Here is a 20,744-nt window from a genome sequence, read left to right as displayed (position 1 = left end):
ACTATCCTTTTTGGTTTTCTAATAACATCATGACATGAGCGACAGTATGGAATGACCCACACACCACGATCACATCCTGTTCTTGCGCATCAACACAGGCTTGTTGCCATGCTTTTTCTACGCTATCAAATACATTAGCTTGCTGTATATGCTGACTTAACTGAGTAACATCAGCCCCTCTAAATTCAGTCAAAGGTGCAAGATACCAATCCGTCACCTGTTGTGATAAACACTCTAGGGTACCTTTAATATCTTTATCGCCGAGCATCCCAACAACGGCACGAATACGACGACCTTCAACCGCAGGTAATGCCGCTAATTTACTCACTAAATAGCCTGCCGCATGGGGGTTGTGTGCAACATCTAAAATCATTAATGGCTTCTCACCAATGACTTGGAAACGCCCCGGTAATTGGGCAGATTTCAAACCTTGATGAATAGCTGCATCGGTGACTTTTTTGGCGATCTCTCCATCAATTTGTAATAAACAACGGATAACACCTAACGCGGTTGCCGCATTCGCCAATGGTACATTCGGTACAGGTAGGTTGTGCCATTCACCTTGTGAACTCTGCCAAGACCAGCAATTAGAATGCTCACTATATTGCCAATCTACGCCACGACGGAACAAAATGGCACCGATTTTATCGGCATATTGCCCGATAGAGTCCGGCATATCAGGCTCCCCCACCACCCCATAATGGCCTTGGCGGAAGATGCCAGCTTTTTCATAGCCAATCTGTTCACGATCAGAACCTAACCAATCGGTATGATCAAGGGCAATACTGGTAATGGCAGCAATATCCGCGTCCACCACGTTAGTCGCATCTAAACGTCCACCCAAGCCCACTTCTAAAATAACAACATCCAGTTGAGCTTGCTTAAATAATTGTAGTGCAGCCAACGTGCCATATTCAAAGTAAGTAAGGGAAATATTTTCACGCTGCGCTTCAATGGTGGCAAAGGCTTCACAAAAATCAGAATCAGTAAGTTCTTGACCTTGAATACGTACACGTTCCGTGTAGCGCACTAAATGGGGAGAACTGTAAACCCCCACCTTTAGTCCCGCCGCCATCAAAATTGACTCTAGCGTATGGCAGGTGGTGCCTTTTCCGTTGGTGCCTGTGACAGTGATGACTCTAGGAGCAGGTTGCGTCAAGTTCATATTCCGAGCGACTTGACCGACTCGTTCCAACCCCATATCGATATTTTGGCTATGCAGGTCGGTGAGATAAGAAAGCCAAGCCTCCAGCGGAGACTTGGCAGTAGGAATGATTAGCTTACTCATCATCTTTTTTATGCTTTGCTGGATCCTTTTCTGCTTCTTCGGCATTGATCTCATCAATGGCATTCAAATCGATTTCTACCGTTTCGGCCGCAATGATGGGGGCATCACTGAAACTCGGTTGATGCGTTAACATCGCCAAGATTTCAGCCAGACGATCACGCATTTCTGGGCGACGAACGATCATATCGATAGCGCCTTTTTCCAGTAAGAACTCACTGCGTTGGAAGCCTTGTGGCAGTTTTTCGCGAACCGTTTGTTCGATAACACGCGGCCCTGCAAAACCAATCAACGCTTTAGGTTCTGCAACGTTGATATCACCTAACATGGCTAAACTTGCTGAAACACCGCCCATGGTTGGGTCTGTCAATACAGAGATGTACGGTAAACCGCGCTCTTGCATTTTCGCTAAAGCTGCGCTGGTTTTTGCCATTTGCATCAGGGATAACAACGCTTCTTGCATACGCGCACCACCACTTGATGAGAAACACACCAGCGGGCAGTTATCTTCCAGAGCTTGTTCGACGGCACGGACAAAACGCGCCCCCACAACTGATGCCATTGACCCCCCCATAAACGCGAATTCAAATGCAGCTGCGACGACAGGCATCCCTTTTAAGGTTCCTTTCATCACAATAATTGCATCTTTTTCGCCTGTTTCTTTCTGGGCGGCGGTAATACGGTCTTTGTATTTTTTTGAATCCTTGAACTTAAGAATATCTTTTGGCTCAAGCTCGCTACCGAGTTCCGTTGTCGAATTTTCATCAAGGAAAGTTTCTAAGCGCTGACGGGCATGGATACGCATATGGTGGTCACATTTTGGACACACTGATAAATTGCGTTCTAATTCAGCACCATATAAAACCTGACCACAGCTATCGCATTTCGTCCAAACCCCTTCAGGAATGTTAGCTTTGTGAGATTGGGTCAAGTTACCTTTCTTTAAAATTTTTTCAATCCAGCTCATTAATGGACCTTTTTGTCTGATTCACTCTGGTTATCACCAGTATGTAATTTTTTGCCATTAAACCACAATGATATCTCACTGTAGATAAAAACTTGTTAAACCACTTAGTGGTTATCAATTTTTTGCACTGCCGCACGCTTTTCTTTTGCGGCGATCCGGCGATGGCGAATAATTTCAACCACACCCGGTAAAATTGAAACAAAGATAATCGCGACTATCAGTAATTTCAAATTCTTTTGTACGAACGGTAATTCACCGAAGAAATACCCTGCATAAGTGAACAATAATACCCAAATAAATGCGCCCGTCACATTATAAAAAGCAAAATGACGATAAGACATTTTGCCCATTCCTGCAACGAAAGGGGCAAAAGTTCTGACTATCGGCACGAAACGCGCCAGTATAATCGCTTTGCCACCGTGTTTCTCATAAAATGCATGGGTTTTTTCTAAATATACCCGACGAAAAATCTTGGAGTCTGGATTTTTAAATAATTTTTCACCAAAAATACGCCCAATCGTATAGTTTACCGCATCACCAATAATTGCCGCAGTAATCATTAAGGCAACCATTAAATGCACATTGAGGTCGTTACTGTCTAATGACGAAATAGCCCCAGCGACAAATAATAACGAATCTCCCGGTAAGAATGGTGTGACCACTAACCCTGTTTCACAAAATAAGATCAGGAACAGAATACCATATACCCACGTGCCATAATCTCTGACCAGTTCGGCAAGGTGCACATCGATATGTAAAATAAAGTCGATAATAAAACTGATAAATTCCATATAACCCTCATTAATAATAGCATCCGTGCCATTTACAGTGATTATGAGATAAAGTTAACGTCGGTTTACATCAGTGTATCGTCAAGAAAAAGTGGCCCCATGACATTACGTGGAAGCGCAAATTTCTCTGGATAATCCACACTGACCAAATAGAGCCCTTCCGCTTTTGCTGTCGCGGCGGCTTTAGTTCGGTCTTTTAACGCCAGAAGATGGGCCATCCAATCAATCTCTTGATTGCCACAACCAATCTCCAGCAAACTCCCCACAATGTTTCTCACCATATGGTGCACAAATGCGTTAGCTTTGATATCGACCACCACATAGTGACCATGGCGGCTTACATTGACGTGCATAACATTACGCCAAGGTGTTTTTGACTGACACTGGACTGCTCTGAATGAGGTAAAATCACGCTCTCCAATCAGTGCCTGCGCCGCTTCGTGCATCCGTTTTTCATCCAGTGGATAATGAAAGTGTGTCACACCACTGGATAAAATCGCGGGCCGATAGCGGTGATTAAAAATCACATAGCGATAACGGCGTGCCGTTGCACTAAAACGGGCGTGAAACTCATCATCCACCATTTGACACCAGCGCACAGCAATATCGGGCGGTAAATGGGTATTCACCCCCATCGTCCACGCCGCTTCTTTACGCTCAACGGACGTATCAAAGTGCACCACTTGCCCTGTCGCATGAACGCCAGCGTCTGTACGCCCCGCACAAAACACGCCAATAGGCTCAGCAGCGATTTTCGACAAGGCGTCTTCAAGGCAACCTTGCACACTTTTTACTTCTTGTTGACGCTGCCAACCAAAATAGCGACTACCGTTGTATTCAATACCTAATGCGATACGATGCAACTTTGTTGACTCGGACATCAGTAGAACAACTCCTGAGCGAGTTTCTCCGCCGTTTCAACGGCCATTAATGCCCCACCAAAACGCACGTTATCGGCGACTGACCAAAACTGTAAAATTTCAGGAATACCGTAATCATTACGCACACAACCAATACTCAGTTGGTCGTTCCCCGATGCTTCAGTCACTTGCGTTGGGTAATCCCCCTCTTCTGAGACCTGAATATCGTCAAAACGTTCAAATTCATCGTTCGCTTCTTCGGCACTGATCGGACGCAACGTTTCTAAATGGACAACTTGCGCATTGCCATAGAAAACAGGGGATTGGATAAAACTGACCGCAACAGGCAAGCCATCATCTTGCAACACTTTACGCACCTGCTCAACCAAGCGACGTTCTTGCACAACACTGCCTTCTATATCCGCCAACAATGGCAACATATTAAATGCGAGTTGCTTACTAAAACGCCCTTCTTCCGCAGGAATACCGTTCAATAAACGAGCACTTTGACCCGCCAGCTCATCTACGGCAGCTTTGCCATAATTTGAAACCGATAGCATATTGGTTAATGTGATGCGACTTAATCCCGCTGCATCCATTAAAGGTTTAATTGCTGTCAATAATTGGCTGACCGCACTATCGGCTAGCGAAATAATATTGCGATTACGGTAATCGGCTAAAACCTGTGGGTTCACACCTGGAACAATTAATGGCACATCCGGTTCTTGCGCAAAAACGCCGCTGGTATCAATCACAATACAGCCATCTTGAGCTGCTGATTCCGCGTATTGCAGGCTCGCCGCTTCTCCCGCTGCGAAAAAAGCCATTTGTGCTTGAGACCAATCAAAGTCTTTGGCATCGATGACTTGGATACCTTTGCCATTAACACGTACGCTCTCTCCCGCACTACGTTCGCTGGCCAGTAAATACAACTCGCCGACTGGGAATTCTCTTTCTTGTAACAGTGAAATTATCGCTTCACCCACAGCACCGGTTGCACCCAATACTGCAATATTCCAACCTTCAGTCATGGCTTTTCCTCTAAAAAATAAAAAAATTAAACGACCTCAATCATTGAGGTCATTTAATCCGGTGTTCATCTTACTGAATCTATGATGCGTAAACTAAGCGAGCCTTAAAACCTAGCTCCGTAAGTAAGGCAGCGGTTTGCGGGTCATTGCAAATCACATTAAGGGATGACCACTCACGGCGCTCTTGATAATTTTTTCGCAGTTTATCAAATTCACCTTTAATGCCCGCAACAGATCTTAATGCCGCATCATCACGGCGCACATCATACACTAGATGCACTAACCTTTTGAGCTGGTTTTGCGTTAATTTACCATTGAAGGTTAATTCGCTGATATCCGGTTTGGGCAACAGAGATGAGAGCGAAACCTGCGCGGTTTTGCCAAGAAATTGGCAATAGGCTTCATACACTTGCGTTGTTCCACGCGCTTTCCCCTCAAGGGTATAACCTGCAATGTGCGGCGTGCCAATATCGACTAAATCGAGTAATTCTGTATTTAGATCAGGCTCAGGCTCCCACACATCCAGTACAACACTTATCGTTTTCCCTTGCTGAAGAACGGACAATAAAGCTTGGTTATCAACCACTTCACCACGACTGGCATTAATTAAAATAGTGCCTTCACGCAAGTTTTCTAAACGCGTCTTATCCATCAAATGGAAAGTCTGCGCTTCCCCCGCCATATTCAGTGGGGTATGAAAAGTCAACACATCAGCCTGTGTGAGAAGTTCATCAAATGTGACGAATGGCCCTTCTTCGCCTTTTGCTGCACGTGGCGGATCACATAAAACCGTTTTCACGCCCCACGCTTTTAGACGTGCGGCTAAACGTCCTCCGACATTACCAACACCGATGATCCCTACTGTTTTTTCACGTAAGTCAAAATGATCTCGCTCAGCAAGTAGCAATAGAGATGAAATCACATATTCCACAACAGCAATGGCATTACACCCCGGCGCAGACGAAAAACCAATATTGGCTGTGGATAACCACGCTGTATCCACATGATCAAACCCAGCAGTTGCAGTGCCAACAAATTTAACGGGCGTATTGTTTAAAAGCGATTCATTGACTTTGGTGATAGATCGAACCATTAATGCATCCGCATCAATCAATTCTTGTTCAGGGATCGGACGTCCCGGTACGGCCTTAACATTACCTAGCTCGCTAAATAGTGCTTGAGCGTAAGGCATATTTTCATCAACTAAAATTTTCACGCTGTGTGTCCCAATTATTGGCAATTTTGCTCTGTATCACAATATTTTGCCACGGTTTCCCTTAGATGCCTACGAGAGTTAACGTGCTGGACCAAAGTTATCGTTAATCGTAAACTCTTTCAGGCGAAACCGATCAGGCGTTACCCCAGAAATTTGCTGAAACATAGCAATAAATGCTGAAGCGGAACTGTACCCCACATCCAACGCGACTTCATGCACGCTTTTTCCGCGCTCTAACCCTGCGACGGCATGTAAATAACGCAGGCGCTGTCGCCACTCACTAAATGACATGCCAAGCTCTTGCTGACAACGTCTTGATAATGTGCGTTCCGAGGTATAATAACGCTTTGCCCATTCTGCCAGTGTGGTGTTATCTGCGGGGGCATTTTGCAGCTCTTGTAAAATAGGGGCTAAAAATTTGTCTTTCGTCGTAGGCAGGTAAGTATCTTGGCAAGGGGATAAGGAAAATTGATCAATCAATACATGGGCAAGGCGCAAATCTTGTTCAGTTTCTGGCTGAACAATAGCCCGCTGGTACATATCCGTCATAATGGATTGAAATATCCCGCTTAACCGAACAACACAAGGACGCTGAGCTAACACTTGATTATATTTATGAGAGAAATCAATGATGCGAAATTTGACACTTTCTTTATTAAAGCTAGCATGGGAAGTATTGGCGGGGATCCAAATACAAAATTCAGGCGGTGCTAAGTAATGTTTGCCAGACACTTCCATTTCCATAATGCCGCAAACTACGTACAACATCTGCCCAAATGGATGTGAGTGCGATTTATACTCGGTCAGTGCTGCGGTTTGTTCGTGGCGAAATGCAATAAGTTCGGGCTCAATAATATTGCATTCACTGATTTGCCAAATATCTCGTTTTGAATTTCCCATCATACCTGTCTGAAAAACGTTATCGATTGTCTGATTATCAGTATATATAAAAAATCGGTCAGATGTATACTGGATCACATTCGATATGGGAGAATGTTTTAATGAAGAATTTGTTTTTTCCGCTCATTGCGGTTTTATTGTGGTCAATCAATGCCATCGTAAACAAAGCGGCGTCCACCGCAATTGATCCTGCGGCTATATCCTTTTACCGCTGGGCGTTAGCGTTACTTGTCATGACCCCCTTTGTTCTGCGCTCGGTACTACGTCACCACAAAGTGGTGATGAAACATTGGTGGCAATTAGCCATTTTAGGTGCCCTTGGTATGATGCTTTACCAAAGTTTGGCTTACTACGCCGCCCATAGTGTGAGTGCCACATTTATGGGAATTATGAATTCATTAATCCCATTATTAACAGTCGTTATCAGTATTTTTGTCCTACGTGTTATTCCAACTGTTGGAATTGTACTGGGTTCGGCTTTATCGCTATTTGGTTTACTGTGGTTGGTGAGTCAAGGTAACCCAAGCACCCTGCTGTCGCACGGGTTAGGTCAAGGGGAGTTAATGATGATTGTCGCTTCTGCTGCCTATGCACTTTATGGTGTGCTGACAAAACGTTGGTCAATTCAACTCTCTAGTTGGGATTCACTGTACGTGCAAATTTTCTTTGGCGTGATTTTATTATTACCTAACTTCTTGATGGCCGATGATGTTGCTCTTAATAGCCATAATATTGGCCTAGTACTGTTTGCAGGCATTGCCGCTTCGATTATAGCCCCGGCTTTATGGATCCAAGGGGTGATACGCTTAGGCGCTAATACCACCTCCATATTTATGAATCTTGCCCCCGTATTTACCGCAATTATTGCTATTTTTGCCTTGGGTGAAGAACTAAGAAGCTATCATTTAATTGGCGGAGGCGTTGTATTACTAGGGGTAATGTTAGCGCAGCAATTACGCACCCCACTCACCCAAATGTTCCGCCGTGAAAAAAAGGTGGTTCAAGAGGATACTTGCCAGTAAAATAGAATTACAAAAGCAATAAAGCAATGTCGTCACTCATACGCCCCACATTGTGGGGCTATGTTTGAAAGCCTTTCACAAAATAATCCATCTCTTTTTCTCCTGACTTCACTTTTTTTGACTCTTTTTTGTCAATGTTCATAGTTTGTGACACTTTAACATGACTAGGTCATTCATTATTTTTCTGTCATTGATAAGCTCAACGCAGTCTTATTGCCCATTGTAGGCACATTCTGATTGGATTTTCTTTATCAGCAATTAGACTTAAGCCAAATAAAAATAACGCTTTAATCGTACTAACTCTCAATACGCACGACATAAAGGATCGTGGCAAATGATGCAATAAGCCATGACAAGGAATAACCATGACTAAACAGCTTAAAGTGGGTTTGTTTGCATTGATAATAATTGCTATCGCTATTGGCATTTACTTTATCAACGCATCCAACCAATCCAACTCAGCCCAAGCTGGGTACGACTTATATCAACAAGGTGATGCCAATGCCGCTGTTGAGCAGTTTAAAAAAAATGCCGACCAAGACTCTCAGTCTGCATATGCCTTAGCCATGATGTATAAAGACGGAATTGGTGTAGAGCCTGATGATGAGGTCGCGCAACGTTATCTCGTGAAAGCCGCTGAAGCGAATAATAAGAATGCTCTCTATAACCTAGGTTATTACCGCTATAACCGTGAGATGGATGATACCGAAGAAGATAGAAATGGCCTCACTTCCTTAATCAAAGCCGCTGATTTAGGTGTAAAAGAAGCTCAAGAATTGGTAGGAAGCGTCTATATAAAAGATAGATACGATGAAATACCCCAAGATATCAAACTCGCGCGTCAATATTTTACCTTAGCCGCTGACCAAGGTTCTCACTTTGCAAAGTTTGCACTGGGTTATATCGCCCATCAATTTGATAAAGACAATAAGAAAGCCGTTGAAATTTTAACCCCACTGGTTAGCAACGATTTTCCGCTCCCCGCTATGTTATTGGCCACTATTTATGAAGAAGGTGGCAATGGGATCACTGCAAACCCAACGTTAGCGAAAAAATACGAACGCATGTCATATTCATCAACTTTAGGTTTTCTTTCTGAAAGCGATGACATGGAGCCTGCGCCATTATCCCTATACGGTTCGCTAACAGCGGAAGAAAAACAACAAATTATTGCCAACCTTGAAGAGCGAGCCAGTAAAGGTGAAGAGCATGCCATTTACACGCTGTATCACAAATACACCGTGGGTGAAGATGTCAAACGCAGTCAATTCCGTGCCATGGCCTATTTACGCCCTCTGATTGAACAAAAGAAACCTAAAGCTTTATACCTCAGCTACCTTGCTGATGAAAGTAAAATTCAAGCGTTAACCGAGGCCGCTAATCAACAATACCCTGATGCCATGTATGCTGCTTATCGCGTTTATTCAGGCACCACTTTTCACAATGTTGAGCGCAATAACGTTTTAGCCAACAAATACTTAACCTCCGCCGCCGATCTGGGTCATCAAGAAGCACTGATCACCATCACCCAACTCGCCATCTCTGATTATGATTTCCCTACAAAAAAGCTTAATGCGACAGTGGAAAAATACTTACCTGAATTAATGCGAAAGTACCCTAATTCAGCAAAAGCCCAGCGCCTTGCTAGCCAAGTCTATGGCACCAAAGGCAGTGCTTATTATTCACCCGAAAAATCATTTGAAGCGATAGAAAAAGCAAATCGCATTCAGCCAACCTATGATACCCAAATGCAACTTGCTCGCGATTATATTAATGGCTTCGGAACGGAAAAAAACCTCGAAAAAGCCACGCAACTACTTAAAGCGAACTTGGATACTCGTGGCTATCCGTCTACCGCAGACCGCATGTTAGTACAGTTGTATTATCGTTATGATATTAAAGAATTTGTTGATGAAAAAACCGTTGTCGACATCCTAAAAAAAGATGTTGTTGAACGCAATAATGACGCTTTAGCGCATTTTTATGCCGATTATTTACTGCGCCAAGACGCAGAGAAAAATAAAAAATTCGCTTTTGAATTGTATGAAAAATCGAGTGAGTATGATTATAACGGACGTGTTTACTACGCTGCCGCACTGCTTAAATATCAACCCACTGAAATCAACACCATCGCTAATATACTCGTAGACTTATTAAGGTCATCTCAAGCTAAATCCTCACTCACTGATGAAGAACTCAACACAGCATACGATATTTTATTTAGAGTAGGATTAAAGCATGAAGATACCAAGATATTACTGGTCGATTTAGCGGTCACTGAGAAAAATGCTGAAGCACAAAAATTGATTGAGCCGTTGATTGGTACTGATGCAGATATCACTTATCAATATGGTATTAAGCAACTGACAAACTTAAAGAATGTCAGTGCCCTAAGCAATGACGAGCTCAAGCCTTATTATGACAATATTTTAAAAGCCGCGGATTTAGGCAGCACAGCTGCAATTTTATACATCGCACAAAACCTTGATAGAGTAAATTACCTCACGGATAAAGCTTATTATAAAGACCGTTTTCAAGCCATTACGGGGTTAACTCCTGACGACCTGATCCCGCAATATAAACGTTGTGCGGCATTAGGCAACAACCGCTGTTTATATGAACTGGGTGAAATCTATCAAAAAGGGGATTATGGTGAAGATGCTAACTACGATCTCGCTATGGAATATTACAACAAAATTTCCGACCCCGATTTCAGTTTTTTAAAATCACGCAAAAGCGAAATCGAAAAAGCAAGAGCTGCATTTATTACTCTTCAAGCAAATGCAAAAAATAATGATCCCGATGCATTACGCAGTCTTGCCAACGCCTATAAATTCGGTAATTACGGACAAAAAGTCGATAAGCAAAAATGGCTAGACTACTTAGAGAAAAGTGCCAAACTGAATAACGAAACAGCACTTGAAGAGCTTATCGATTATTACAATGAAAACGCAGAACTCCAGAGTGCAAACAAAAATAAAATAATCGGTTATTACGACCAACTTGCAGCTCTTGGCAACAAAAGTTATACCCGCGAACTGGCTCATCAATATTTAAGTGGCAGCCAATTAGTCGATGTTAATCGCCAAAAAGCCCGTGAATACTACCTAAAGTCAGGTAGTTGGGGGGATCAGTACATCAAGTACATGGATGACTTTGATATTGGTATGAAAACACTAAATGCAAGCACATCCGCAAAATACAACGTGGGTAGTGCCTATTTATACGGTAATGGTGTAAAAGAAGACCGCCAAGAAGCGATGAAATACCTAAAAATGGCGAGTGATGAAGGGAACGATAATGCCATTATTCTTTACAGTAAAATGCTGTATATGGGCGAGCTTTCTGCTGACAAGAAAACACTTGTCGTTGAGCCAAATTGGGATGAAGCAATTGTTTACCTGAGAAAACATTCTAACCCGAAGCGCGTTGAAGAATACACAAAGCTGTATGACACCACCGTTATAGCTGCACAAAATGGCGATGCCGCTGCCGCTGAAAAATTAGGCGATTGGTATAAATCTCAAGGTCATGCCAGTGCTGCGCAGTTGTGGTATAAAAAGGCGATTGCTGGGGGTAACCTCGCCGTTTATCCATCGTTGAATAGCGTAACAGAAGATAAGCAAGACAAACGGCAAAATTACCTTGATGGTGTAGCGAAAAACGACCTATTTTCCAAAGTCCAACTCGCGGATGCATACCTATATGATAGCGGTGTCACCTTTGAGTCCGCAGAATATAACGCCGCGATCCAGTACCTGCAAGAGGGGATGAAATCCACTGATAGCGAGCTTTCAAAACACGCGTTTAATTCCCTCGCGAACTTATACCAAAAAGGCATTCGCAGCGAAAACAACGACCTTAACCGCAGTAAAGATGATAAAAAGTACTTTGCTTTGCTAGAAAGTGAAGCGCCAAGTCGCCCTGATGCCCTCAAACGCTTATATCGTTACTACGCCAGTAGTGATCCACAAAAAGCCTTGGGCTATCTGGAACAAGCCCATAAACAAGGTGATATGGAGGCCATTAAAATGTTATATGAAATTAACTCTCCAGGACGCTACTGCGCTAATAGCCGTAATACAGATATGGATAAAGCGGGCTCTTATCTGAAAGAGTGGCTGGAAAAAGGTAAATTTGGCAAAAATACCGATAGAACCTTTATTCAAGAGCCTGAGGACTTAACTCGAACCATGGGTGATCTCTATCTAAAAGAGGAATGTGGTGTTGAACAAGATCTCGATAAAGCCATTGAGTGGTTTGAAATATCCTTGAAATACAATGACAACTACGCACTCAATAGCCTTTACGATGCCTACGTTCTAAAAGGAGATGCTAAACAAGCGTACTATATCGCCCTAAGGTTGGAAAAAGACACCGACAATATTGCATTAATCAATAAGTTGTCAGCAGAAGATAAACACGCGGTCGAACAACGCTTTAAAGAAGAGCAAGATTTCCAGAAATACGGTCGTTTTGCTGCGGAAATTGAAGCCAAACGCGTGAAAGCCGAAGCGGGCGACAAAATGGCTGCATTTTCATTAGGGATCAATTATGCACGAGGCGAAATGGTGCCTGAAGATACACAAAAAATGATCTACTACTATGAACTGGCAGGGAAAAATGGTTATTCAAGAGCCTACAACATTTTGGGTAACCTGTACCGTAAAGACAATGAGCGTGGAATTGAAAAAGATTTTGCTAAGGCCTTGTATTATTTCGATTTAGGTGCTCAGCAAAATGATAGCAATACCGCACACTTAGCGGGAGATATGCTCTATTTTGGTCAAGGCATGCCGAAAGATTATGTTCGGGCTGCAAAATATTACGATATGACCGATTTAGAACAAGGTAGCCACCATGCCATGGCGAAATACAAACTTGCCTATATGTACTATCACGGTTGGATCGGTACCAAGAGCAAAGAAGATTTACAAAAAGCCTATGATTACCTTCAGTTAGGGGCGAAGTACCAAGACAAAGACGCTATCAATGCCTTAAAAAAATGGGATTTTAGTTCACTGCAAAAATAAATTGTTGCAACAAGGGCGCTCAATCAGCAGCGCCCTTTCCTTAACGACTCGGCGCATGGCTAGCCGTAAATGCAATCCGTACAAGTAACCCTCCCAATAATTCACTTTTTAGTAGTTGCGGCTCAGAATCATGGTAACTCGCAATATCTTTGACCAACGCCAAACCGAGCCCCGCGCCCTCTTTACCTAATGCATTATTTAACCGCGTAAATGCCTCCATGGAGCGGCTAATTTTAGCATCTGGAATGCCGGGACCTGAATCCTCTACTTCTAAAACAAGTTGCTGTGTATTTTCATTATTCACCACACGAACGGTCACCACGCCACCTTCAGGGGTGTATTTAATGGCATTATCAATTAAGTTAGCGCACATCTCCGCTAATAGAATAGGTTCACCTTTAATCCAAGCCACATCAAGGCCTTCATAGCCCAAATCAATTCGTTGGCTCTCAGCTTGCCCAAGGCGAGTAAAACAGGCCTGATGAACAATTTCCACTAAGTTAACCGCTTTGTATTGGCTAACAGCGGATTTTTCATGGGCTTTTAAGCGCGATAATTGCAAAAGCCTATCCGTCAACACAATTGTGTTATCCAGTGTTTGATTAATAGCTTGTAAACTTTGCTGTCGCTGGCTTTCATCCGTGCTGTTGATAGCCACAGAGACTTGAGTTTTTAAAACGGTTAGTGGCGTTTTTAATTGATGAGAAGCATCCGCGCTAAAACGTTCCTGCCGCCTGACCATACGTTTTAATCTGGAAATATAGCGATTAAGCGCCTCAATTAACGGTGATAAATCTGACCATGGCAACAAGTCAGGTAATGGTGTCAAATCATTGGCTGAACGCCCTAGCATTAAATTTGATAATTTTTTCAGCGGTGTCAAAAGCTTACTTAATAATATATAGGCAAGTAACAAAGTTAAAAACACCACTGTTCCTTGACTCATTAATGCCGATATTAATAATTGATTAGCTAAGTCTTGACGTGAGTAGACTGTTTCCGCTACGCGAATTTCCACCATCCCCGTGATCCCACCTTCGTTAATCGGCTGAAAAAATGTCGCAATACGAATAGGCAAACCTTTATATTCCGCATCATAGAAATAAACTAATGCGGTATAATGTTGGGAGCGCATCCAATAAGGGGGAATTGGTGGTAAGTCGTCATAACCTGAAATGGTTTCCCCTTCAGGAGAAATCACTTGGTAAAAAACTCTATCATTATTATTCAATTCAAAACTATCAAGTACCACATAAGGCACATTGACAGATAAATGCCCATCGATGACTTGTAACCTTTCTGCGACTGTTCGGGCAGAAGCAAGCAACGTGCGATCATAGGCCAAGTTCGAGGCATATTTTGCACTGTAGTAATGGGTATAAACTGAAAAACTGCCCAATAATATGAGCGGGATACCGAAAAAGAGCAGCAACTGATGAAAGAGAGAGCGTGGATGAGAGACTAATTTCATACACTACACTGCTCTAATCGGTATCCCAATCCGCGCAACGTATTGATATTAACATCTGAGCCCGCTAATTTTTTCCTCACGCGGTGCACATATAATTCAATACTCTGTAAATTGGCCTCATCTGACAACGAAAAAACCTGTTCAAATAATTGCGTTTTTGACACAGGACGACCTCGCCGATGGAATAAGGTACTCAATACTGCATATTCTCTTGGTGTTAGCCCTAAAGGTTCTTGGCACAATAAAAAATAACCTTCTTCGTGATAACACAATGAGCCAAAGCGCTGGGGCTCATTCACCTGCCCTTGGCTACGTCTTAGAAGCGCACGAATGCGCGCTTCTAACTCTGCGATATCAAACGGTTTAGTCAGATAGTCATCCGCCCCTGCGTTCAACCCCTGTACGCGATCTGCCACATCAGAGTTCGCTGTTAATAATAAAACAGGCGTTTCTTGATGGCGTTTTCGCATATGGGCCAATACTTCAAGCCCGCTCATTCGTGGAAGCGAGACATCTAGAACGACTAACGTGTAATTTTCCGTTTGTAAAAGCTGATCCGCAATCGCACCATCACGGGCAATATCCACGGCAAAACCCGATGAAGTTAAAGCTTTTTGCAACCACAAAGATAAATCATCATGATCTTCAACCAATAAAATTCTCATACGCACACTCATTATAATTACTTATCTGTATACGTTGGCATTCCCAATCATGAATGAAAAGCAGTTGTCATCATTTTTACTGTATGCATCACAACTATTACGTTGCAATTAGGTTAATAGCGTTAATTTAACATTAAATTAACATAACAAAGAAATAAAAATATAAAGCAATCTGATATATATCACATAAAAATAATATTATTTGTTAATGAAAGGTAAATGAAAGCTTCCTCAGCCAATCATAAACTCGCAAACACAATAAGAAATCTTGCAATTGTTCCTCTAATTATTGGCTTAGTAAGGAAATCAACAATGAAAAAGTTCACGTTAAACACCTTAGCAACAGCAATATTTTTAGTTGGTCTAAACACAGCAGTTGCGCTCCCAGAGCGCACTGAATGCATCGCCCCTGCTAAACCGGGTGGTGGATTTGATTTAACTTGTAAGCTGGTCCAAGTGTCCATGCTAGAAACCAAAGAAATTGAAAAACCCATGCGCGTCACTTATATGCCTGGTGGAATTGGTGCGGTTGCCTACAACGCTATTGTGGCTCAGCGCCCCGCAGAACCAGGTACCATTGTGGCGTTCTCCGGCGGCTCACTTCTCAACCTAGCCCAAGGCAAATTTGGTCGATATAACGAAAATGATGTTCGCTGGCTTGCCAGCGTTGGTAGTGATTACGGCATGATAGCAGTACGCGCCGACTCCCCATACAAATCCCTCAAAGATTTAATGGAAACCTTTAAAAAAGATCCCAACAGTATTGTTTTCGGGGCAGGTGGTTCAATCGGTAGCCAAGACTGGATGAAGACGGCCCTTTTAGCTAAAGCCATTGATATGGATCCACGTAAAATGCGCTATGTCGCTTTTGAAGGTGGCGGGGAAACCTTAACGGCATTACTCGGCAACCATATCCAAGTCTTGTCAGGGGATATCAGCGAAATGACCCCCTATATCAATGAAGGAAAAATTCGCATTCTTGCGGTGTATGCGGATAAACGCCTTGGTGATGGCCTATCGGATATTCCAACGGCTAAAGAGCAAGGTTATGACATCGTCTGGCCGATTATTCGCGGATTTTATATGGGCCCCAAAGTCTCTGATGCAGATTACAACCAATGGGTTGAAGCCTTCCAAAAACTGCAACAAACCGAGGAGTTCAAAAAACAACGCGAGTTGCGCGGGTTATTTGAATACAACTTAACGGGGCAAGAACTCGATAGCTATGTGAAAAAAGAAATCGAGCAATATCGTGAGCAAGCCCGCGCATTTGGCTTAGCCAAATAACGGAGCACACGATGAGTCAACGCATATTTGCCCTAGTCTGGCTGATATTGTGTGCCATCGGAATTTATATCGGCTGGGGGATCCAAAGTGAGTTTTCTTATGAACCACTGGGCCCCCGCCCTTTTCCGATTGCCATACTCACCTTAATGGCGATTTGTGCCCTTGCCCTATTGTTTGGTAAGCAAGAAGCCGTTGAGTGGCCAAAACCTTATGTACTGCGCCGTCTCGCATTATTGATTTTATCATTAGTGATTTATGCATGGGCGTTTGAGTGGCTTGGCTTTCCAATTGCCACCAGTTTATTAACCATTAGTGTTGCCCTGCTATTTGGCGCAACGCCTATCGCCGCAGTGATTTCGGGGCCTATCCTTGGCATTTTTCTCTTTTATGCCTTTGATAAGCTATTGGATGTGACTCTGCCCATCGGCAGCCTATTGAGCTAAGGAGCAACAGCATGGAAACTTGGATGTATCTATCGCAAGGTTTTGAGGTTGCCCTAGTTCCTCAAAATATCTTGATTGCCTTGATTGGCTGCTTTATTGGCACCGTAGTTGGCATGTTACCTGGCCTTGGACCAATCAATGGCGTAGCCATTTTACTGCCCCTCGCCTTTGCATTGAAACTCCCTGCGGAGTCAGCGCTAATATTGCTCGCTACCGTGTATTTAGGTTGTGAATACGGTGGGCGCATTTCCTCTATTCTACTCAATGTGCCTGGTGATGCCGCCGCAATAATGACCACACTCGATGGTTACCCGATGGCAAAGCAAGGCAGAGGCGGTGTGGCACTGTCCATTTCAGCAGTCAGTTCCTTTATTGGTTCAACCATTGCTATCGTCGGGATCATTTTGTTTGCACCGCTACTTGCACAGTGGTCTCTGGCGTTTGGCCCCGCAGAATACTTTGCACTGATGGTATTTGCCATCGCCTGCCTTGGTAGCATGATGAGCCAGAATCCGATTAAATCACTACTTGCCGCGTTAATTGGCTTATCACTTGCAACTGTCGGGGTAGATGCTAACTCTGGGGAATACCGTTTTACGTTTGATAGTGTGCACTTATCAGATGGCGTGCAATTTATTGTTGTCGTTATCGGGTTATTTTCCGTCAGTGAAATTCTATTAATGTTAGAAAGCACCACAACGGGTCAAGGTTTAATTCGCAAAACAGGTCGTATGCTGTTTAACCGTAAAGAGGCCAAAGCCTGTGCGGGACCAGCACTACGTTCATCATTTATTGGCTTTTTTGTCGGGGTATTACCAGGCGCTGGGGCGACTATTGCTAGCGCCATCACCTATATGACTGAGAAAAAAATCAGTGGTGAAAAAGGCGAATTTGGTCAAGGTGATGTACGCGGCGTTGCGGCACCAGAAGCAGCCAACAATGCCTCTGCCTGTGGATCATTTATCCCGATGCTAACCCTTGGTGTACCGGGTTCAGGCACCACGGCGGTGATGATGGGGGCATTAACCCTGTATAACATTGCACCCGGTCCCGGTATGTTTACGGAACAACCCGATATTGTGTGGGGATTAATTGCAGCCCTACTGATTGCCAACGTGGTGTTACTTATCATGAACATTCCATTAATTGGTTTGTTCACCCGCATGCTAACTGTACCACTGTGGTTTTTAGTCCCAGCTATCGCTTGTATTTCCGCGGTTGGCGTGTATGCCGTTCACAGCACGACCTTCGACCTTCTATTAATGATGGGGCTTGGCGTATTTGGCTTTATTTTGCGAAAAATGAACTTTCCCCTGTCCCCACTAATTTTAGGCTTTGTATTGGGTGAAATGTTAGAGCAAAACCTACGTCGCTCACTATCCATTAGTAATGGCAATTTCGATATCCTGTGGAGCAGTACAATTTCGCAAAGTCTTTTAGTCCTTGCAGTGTTAGTACTGATACTGCCTCCAATTGTTAAACGTATTCAAAAACGTAAACAGCAGGCTCTCTCTTAACTCGCCCCTGCGAGTACCTTCTCTGTAAAACTTTGCCCCATCTGACTTTCGGGGCTTTTTTTTGCTTTGTATTTGCCATCAATTTTTTGTGTGCAGGAATGAATTATCCACCTGTTCAATTTTCGCTAAAAACTTCTGTAAATTATCTCTTTTTGCTTGGTAATGCCTATCCTCATTCAGAGGAAAGCGACAAAACGTATTTTTAACTTTTCGAAAAGCCGCACTAACTGACTGATAAATCGCCTTCCCCATCGCTTTGGTCAAGAGCTTAATATCTGTTTTCCATAGAATGGGATTGCACTTTGATATACTCATAATAATTAATCCTCATAGTTGCCTTTAAAATCTATAGTTACATATATTTCAGCGCTAAAATTACAAAATGTGATTTTTTTGCTCATTATTAATTTAAATACTGAATCAGACAAAGATGATTGGTTTAATAACATCGATAAATTAGCTTATTAACCCCATTTATAACAAAATGATATGTTATGTTTGATAGATTGCTATTTGTTCTTTTTAACATCCACCCCAAACCTTTAGCGCATACTCGTTCTGTTGAAGTCCATGGCGATCTCTACACCATTCACAGCCAAAACCCGATTATTATCACTGAAAAAGAGAGCGGGTATATCCAAATAAAATCATTTGGCAAAATGGCGATTTACTGCGGGGAAATGCTGCATGTTAGTGTGAGGAAAAACACCAGTTTAGTCACAATTGGCTGGGCAAAAGGAAAAAGCCAAATTTTTGAAGTCCGAAAAAATGTCAAAGAGATAAACAGACAAACGAATACCAATAGCAGCGGTTCAAGCTATGTTCCTCCTTATGACAACACAGCCAGTAATGACAATCACCACACGAATCGCTATTTTTGCTCATCTGAAAATTCAAGTTCAGACTGCGCTTCCTCTGATTCAGGTGGCAGTGATGGTGGAGGTGGTGATGGCGGAGGTGGTGATTAAAACAAAAAAGCGAGAACCTCAGTTCCCGCTTATCTATGACAGGGTGAATAAGATAAATTACGCTTTATATTTGCTCATCACTAGTGTCGCGTTAGTTCCACCAAAACCAAAACTGTTCGACATCACGGTGTTCAACGCTTGTTCTGTTGGCTTTGTGACAATATTCAAACCAACCGCTTTTTCATCTAAGTTTTCAACATTAATGCTTGGCGCAATAAAGCCGTGCTCTAACATCAGTAAGCTATAGATGGCTTCATGCACACCCGCAGCACCCAATGAATGTCCGCTCATTGCTTTCGTTGCAGAAATTGCAGGAGAATTAGCGCCAAATACTTCTTGGATAGCTTCTAACTCTTTGGTGTCACCCACTGGCGTAGAGGTACCATGAGTGTTGATATAATCAATTTTTTCAACGCCTTGCATTGCCATTTGCATACAACGCACTGCACCTTCACCGGATGGTGCCACCATATCAGCACCGTCAGACGTTGCACCGTAACCGACGATTTCTGCATAGATATGTGCGCCACGCGCTAATGCGTGCTCGAGTTCTTCAACAACCACAATACCACCACCACCGGCAATAACGAAACCATCACGATCTTTATCGTAGGTTCTTGATGCTTTGGCTGGCGTTTCATTGTACTTGGTTGACAATGCCCCCATCGCGTCGAACTCACAGGTCATTTCCCAGCTTAGTTCTTCACCACCACCTGCAAAAACAACATCTTGTTTACCCAGTTGAATTAATTCAACTGCATGGCCGATACAGTGTGCTGATGTTGAACACGCTGAGCTGATTGAATAGTTTACCCCTTTGATTTTAAACGGTGTTGCTAAACATGCAGAAATACCTGAAGCCATTGCACGGGTGACCATGTATGGCCCCACACCGCGCAGACCTTTAGCACGCATGCCATCAGAGCCCGCAACTTGGTTACGTGGAGAACCCCCACCTGAGCCGACAACAATACCTGTACGTAAATTTGAAACTTGTTCGTCAGTTAAACCTGAATCCGCAATCGCCTGTTCCATAGACAAGTAAGCATACGCGGAGCAATCACTCATAAAACGGAAAATTTTACGGTCGATCAAGTCTTTGGGATCTAAATTTTTAACATTACCCCAGACATGGCTACGTAGCCCTGCCTCTTTGAATTCTTCTGAGAAAGTGATCCCGGAACGACCTTCCTTCAGAGAAGCCAGTACTTCTTCCTGGTTATTACCAAGGCTGGAAACAATACCTAGACCAGTAATGACTGCACGCTTCATTCGTTACCTCATGGCT

At 43.2% G+C, this 20,744-nt stretch carries 17 protein-coding genes; 6 read left to right on the top strand and 11 right to left on the bottom strand.

Annotated elements, in window-relative coordinates:
• Nucleotide 1: 1 nt before the first annotated feature.
• The 7 genes from folC to AB6N04_RS04660 all read right to left on the bottom strand — a co-directional run bounded on the left by folC (nt 2) and on the right by AB6N04_RS04660 (nt 7,050).
• Nucleotides 2-1,288 (bottom strand): bifunctional tetrahydrofolate synthase/dihydrofolate synthase, encoded by a 1,287-nt coding sequence (gene folC, locus AB6N04_RS04690; RefSeq protein WP_369311971.1) that lies wholly within the window; start codon nt 1,286-1,288, stop codon nt 2-4.
• The gene (accD, locus tag AB6N04_RS04685; RefSeq protein ID WP_369310755.1) at nt 1,281-2,252 is read right to left on the bottom strand and encodes an acetyl-CoA carboxylase, carboxyltransferase subunit beta; all 972 of its coding nucleotides are present in this window, start codon (nt 2,250-2,252) and stop codon (nt 1,281-1,283) included. The genes folC and accD overlap by 8 nt, the downstream gene beginning before the upstream one ends.
• A 104-nt stretch (nt 2,253-2,356) precedes the next feature.
• Nucleotides 2,357-3,043 (bottom strand): DedA family protein, encoded by a 687-nt coding sequence (locus AB6N04_RS04680; RefSeq protein ID WP_369310754.1) that lies wholly within the window; start codon nt 3,041-3,043, stop codon nt 2,357-2,359.
• 65 nt (nt 3,044-3,108) lie between these two features.
• Complete coding sequence (gene truA, locus AB6N04_RS04675; RefSeq protein WP_369310753.1) at nt 3,109-3,924, bottom strand: tRNA pseudouridine(38-40) synthase TruA; 816 nt, start codon at nt 3,922-3,924, stop codon at nt 3,109-3,111.
• On the bottom strand, nt 3,924-4,934 hold the full coding sequence (locus AB6N04_RS04670; protein ID WP_369310752.1) for an aspartate-semialdehyde dehydrogenase: 1,011 nt from the start codon (nt 4,932-4,934) through the stop codon (nt 3,924-3,926). Before AB6N04_RS04670 ends, truA begins: the two co-directional genes overlap by 1 nt.
• Nucleotides 4,935-5,013: 79 nt before the next feature.
• Nucleotides 5,014-6,150, bottom strand: coding sequence for a 4-phosphoerythronate dehydrogenase PdxB (gene pdxB, locus AB6N04_RS04665; RefSeq protein WP_369310751.1), 1,137 nt, complete (start codon nt 6,148-6,150; stop codon nt 5,014-5,016).
• A 78-nt stretch (nt 6,151-6,228) separates the two neighbouring features.
• Nucleotides 6,229-7,050 (bottom strand): helix-turn-helix transcriptional regulator, encoded by an 822-nt coding sequence (locus tag AB6N04_RS04660; RefSeq protein WP_369311969.1) that lies wholly within the window; start codon nt 7,048-7,050, stop codon nt 6,229-6,231.
• A 101-nt stretch (nt 7,051-7,151) separates the two neighbouring features.
• On the opposite strand from AB6N04_RS04660, the gene AB6N04_RS04655 reads away from it, so the two are divergent.
• Both AB6N04_RS04655 and AB6N04_RS04650 read left to right on the top strand, forming a co-directional pair.
• Nucleotides 7,152-8,072, top strand: a complete 921-nt coding sequence (locus AB6N04_RS04655; RefSeq protein WP_369310750.1) for a DMT family transporter — start codon at nt 7,152-7,154, stop codon at nt 8,070-8,072.
• Between the two features lie 365 nt (nt 8,073-8,437).
• The gene (locus AB6N04_RS04650) at nt 8,438-13,105 is read left to right on the top strand and encodes a sel1 repeat family protein (protein ID WP_369310749.1); all 4,668 of its coding nucleotides are present in this window, start codon (nt 8,438-8,440) and stop codon (nt 13,103-13,105) included.
• A gap of 40 nt (nt 13,106-13,145) precedes the next feature.
• Here the strand turns inward: AB6N04_RS04650 and AB6N04_RS04645 are convergent, their stop codons facing one another.
• Both AB6N04_RS04645 and tctD read right to left on the bottom strand, forming a co-directional pair.
• The gene (locus tag AB6N04_RS04645) at nt 13,146-14,576 is read right to left on the bottom strand and encodes a sensor histidine kinase (protein WP_369310748.1); all 1,431 of its coding nucleotides are present in this window, start codon (nt 14,574-14,576) and stop codon (nt 13,146-13,148) included.
• Entirely contained in the window at nt 14,573-15,241 is a 669-nt protein-coding gene (tctD, locus tag AB6N04_RS04640) for a transcriptional regulator TctD (protein WP_369310747.1), read from the bottom strand. The genes AB6N04_RS04645 and tctD overlap by 4 nt, the downstream gene beginning before the upstream one ends.
• Nucleotides 15,242-15,553: 312 nt before the next feature.
• Between tctD and AB6N04_RS04635 the strand changes: the two genes are divergently transcribed.
• From AB6N04_RS04635 to AB6N04_RS04625, 3 genes are read left to right on the top strand one after another with little or no spacing between them, the layout of a single operon-like run.
• Nucleotides 15,554-16,528 (top strand): Bug family tripartite tricarboxylate transporter substrate binding protein, encoded by a 975-nt coding sequence (locus tag AB6N04_RS04635; RefSeq protein WP_369310746.1) that lies wholly within the window; start codon nt 15,554-15,556, stop codon nt 16,526-16,528.
• A gap of 11 nt (nt 16,529-16,539) precedes the next feature.
• A complete protein-coding gene (locus AB6N04_RS04630; protein WP_369310745.1) occupies nt 16,540-16,971 on the top strand; it encodes a tripartite tricarboxylate transporter TctB family protein in 432 nt (143 codons plus the stop codon).
• 11 nt (nt 16,972-16,982) lie between these two features.
• Nucleotides 16,983-18,488: a tripartite tricarboxylate transporter permease gene (locus AB6N04_RS04625; RefSeq protein WP_369310744.1), complete on the top strand. Its 1,506-nt coding sequence runs from the start codon at nt 16,983-16,985 to the stop codon at nt 18,486-18,488.
• Between the two features lie 78 nt (nt 18,489-18,566).
• Here the strand turns inward: AB6N04_RS04625 and AB6N04_RS04620 are convergent, their stop codons facing one another.
• The gene (locus AB6N04_RS04620; RefSeq protein WP_369310743.1) at nt 18,567-18,803 is read right to left on the bottom strand and encodes a hypothetical protein; all 237 of its coding nucleotides are present in this window, start codon (nt 18,801-18,803) and stop codon (nt 18,567-18,569) included.
• 179 nt (nt 18,804-18,982) lie between these two features.
• Here AB6N04_RS04620 and AB6N04_RS04615 point away from each other — a divergent pair, with 179 nt between their 5' ends.
• Entirely contained in the window at nt 18,983-19,456 is a 474-nt protein-coding gene (locus AB6N04_RS04615) for a hypothetical protein (RefSeq protein ID WP_369310742.1), read from the top strand.
• A 57-nt stretch (nt 19,457-19,513) separates the two neighbouring features.
• Here the strand turns inward: AB6N04_RS04615 and fabB are convergent, their stop codons facing one another.
• The gene (gene fabB / locus AB6N04_RS04610) at nt 19,514-20,728 is read right to left on the bottom strand and encodes a beta-ketoacyl-ACP synthase I (RefSeq protein ID WP_369310741.1); all 1,215 of its coding nucleotides are present in this window, start codon (nt 20,726-20,728) and stop codon (nt 19,514-19,516) included.
• Nucleotides 20,729-20,744: the final 16 nt, after the last annotated feature.

It is taken from the genome of Providencia rettgeri, assembly GCF_041075285.1.
In the GTDB taxonomy this organism is placed as follows: domain Bacteria; phylum Pseudomonadota; class Gammaproteobacteria; order Enterobacterales; family Enterobacteriaceae; genus Providencia; species Providencia rettgeri_G.
This window is presented reverse-complemented; position numbering and strand designations above follow the sequence as displayed.

Coding starts and splice junctions, on each gene's coding strand:
- folC (WP_369311971.1), bottom strand. CDS start 1,288: ATGAGTAAGCTAATCATTCCTACTGCCAAGTCTCCGCTGGAGGCTTGG.
- accD (WP_369310755.1), bottom strand. CDS start 2,252: ATGAGCTGGATTGAAAAAATTTTAAAGAAAGGTAACTTGACCCAATCT.
- AB6N04_RS04680 (WP_369310754.1), bottom strand. CDS start 3,043: ATGGAATTTATCAGTTTTATTATCGACTTTATTTTACATATCGATGTG.
- truA (WP_369310753.1), bottom strand. CDS start 3,924: ATGTCCGAGTCAACAAAGTTGCATCGTATCGCATTAGGTATTGAATAC.
- AB6N04_RS04670 (WP_369310752.1), bottom strand. CDS start 4,934: ATGACTGAAGGTTGGAATATTGCAGTATTGGGTGCAACCGGTGCTGTG.
- AB6N04_RS04660 (WP_369311969.1), bottom strand. CDS start 7,050: ATGGGAAATTCAAAACGAGATATTTGGCAAATCAGTGAATGCAATATT.
- AB6N04_RS04655 (WP_369310750.1), top strand. CDS start 7,152: ATGAAGAATTTGTTTTTTCCGCTCATTGCGGTTTTATTGTGGTCAATC.
- AB6N04_RS04650 (WP_369310749.1), top strand. CDS start 8,438: ATGACTAAACAGCTTAAAGTGGGTTTGTTTGCATTGATAATAATTGCT.
- AB6N04_RS04645 (WP_369310748.1), bottom strand. CDS start 14,576: ATGAAATTAGTCTCTCATCCACGCTCTCTCTTTCATCAGTTGCTGCTC.
- tctD (WP_369310747.1), bottom strand. CDS start 15,241: ATGAGAATTTTATTGGTTGAAGATCATGATGATTTATCTTTGTGGTTG.
- AB6N04_RS04635 (WP_369310746.1), top strand. CDS start 15,554: ATGAAAAAGTTCACGTTAAACACCTTAGCAACAGCAATATTTTTAGTT.
- AB6N04_RS04630 (WP_369310745.1), top strand. CDS start 16,540: ATGAGTCAACGCATATTTGCCCTAGTCTGGCTGATATTGTGTGCCATC.
- AB6N04_RS04625 (WP_369310744.1), top strand. CDS start 16,983: ATGGAAACTTGGATGTATCTATCGCAAGGTTTTGAGGTTGCCCTAGTT.
- AB6N04_RS04620 (WP_369310743.1), bottom strand. CDS start 18,803: ATGAGTATATCAAAGTGCAATCCCATTCTATGGAAAACAGATATTAAG.
- AB6N04_RS04615 (WP_369310742.1), top strand. CDS start 18,983: ATGTTTGATAGATTGCTATTTGTTCTTTTTAACATCCACCCCAAACCT.
- fabB (WP_369310741.1), bottom strand. CDS start 20,728: ATGAAGCGTGCAGTCATTACTGGTCTAGGTATTGTTTCCAGCCTTGGT.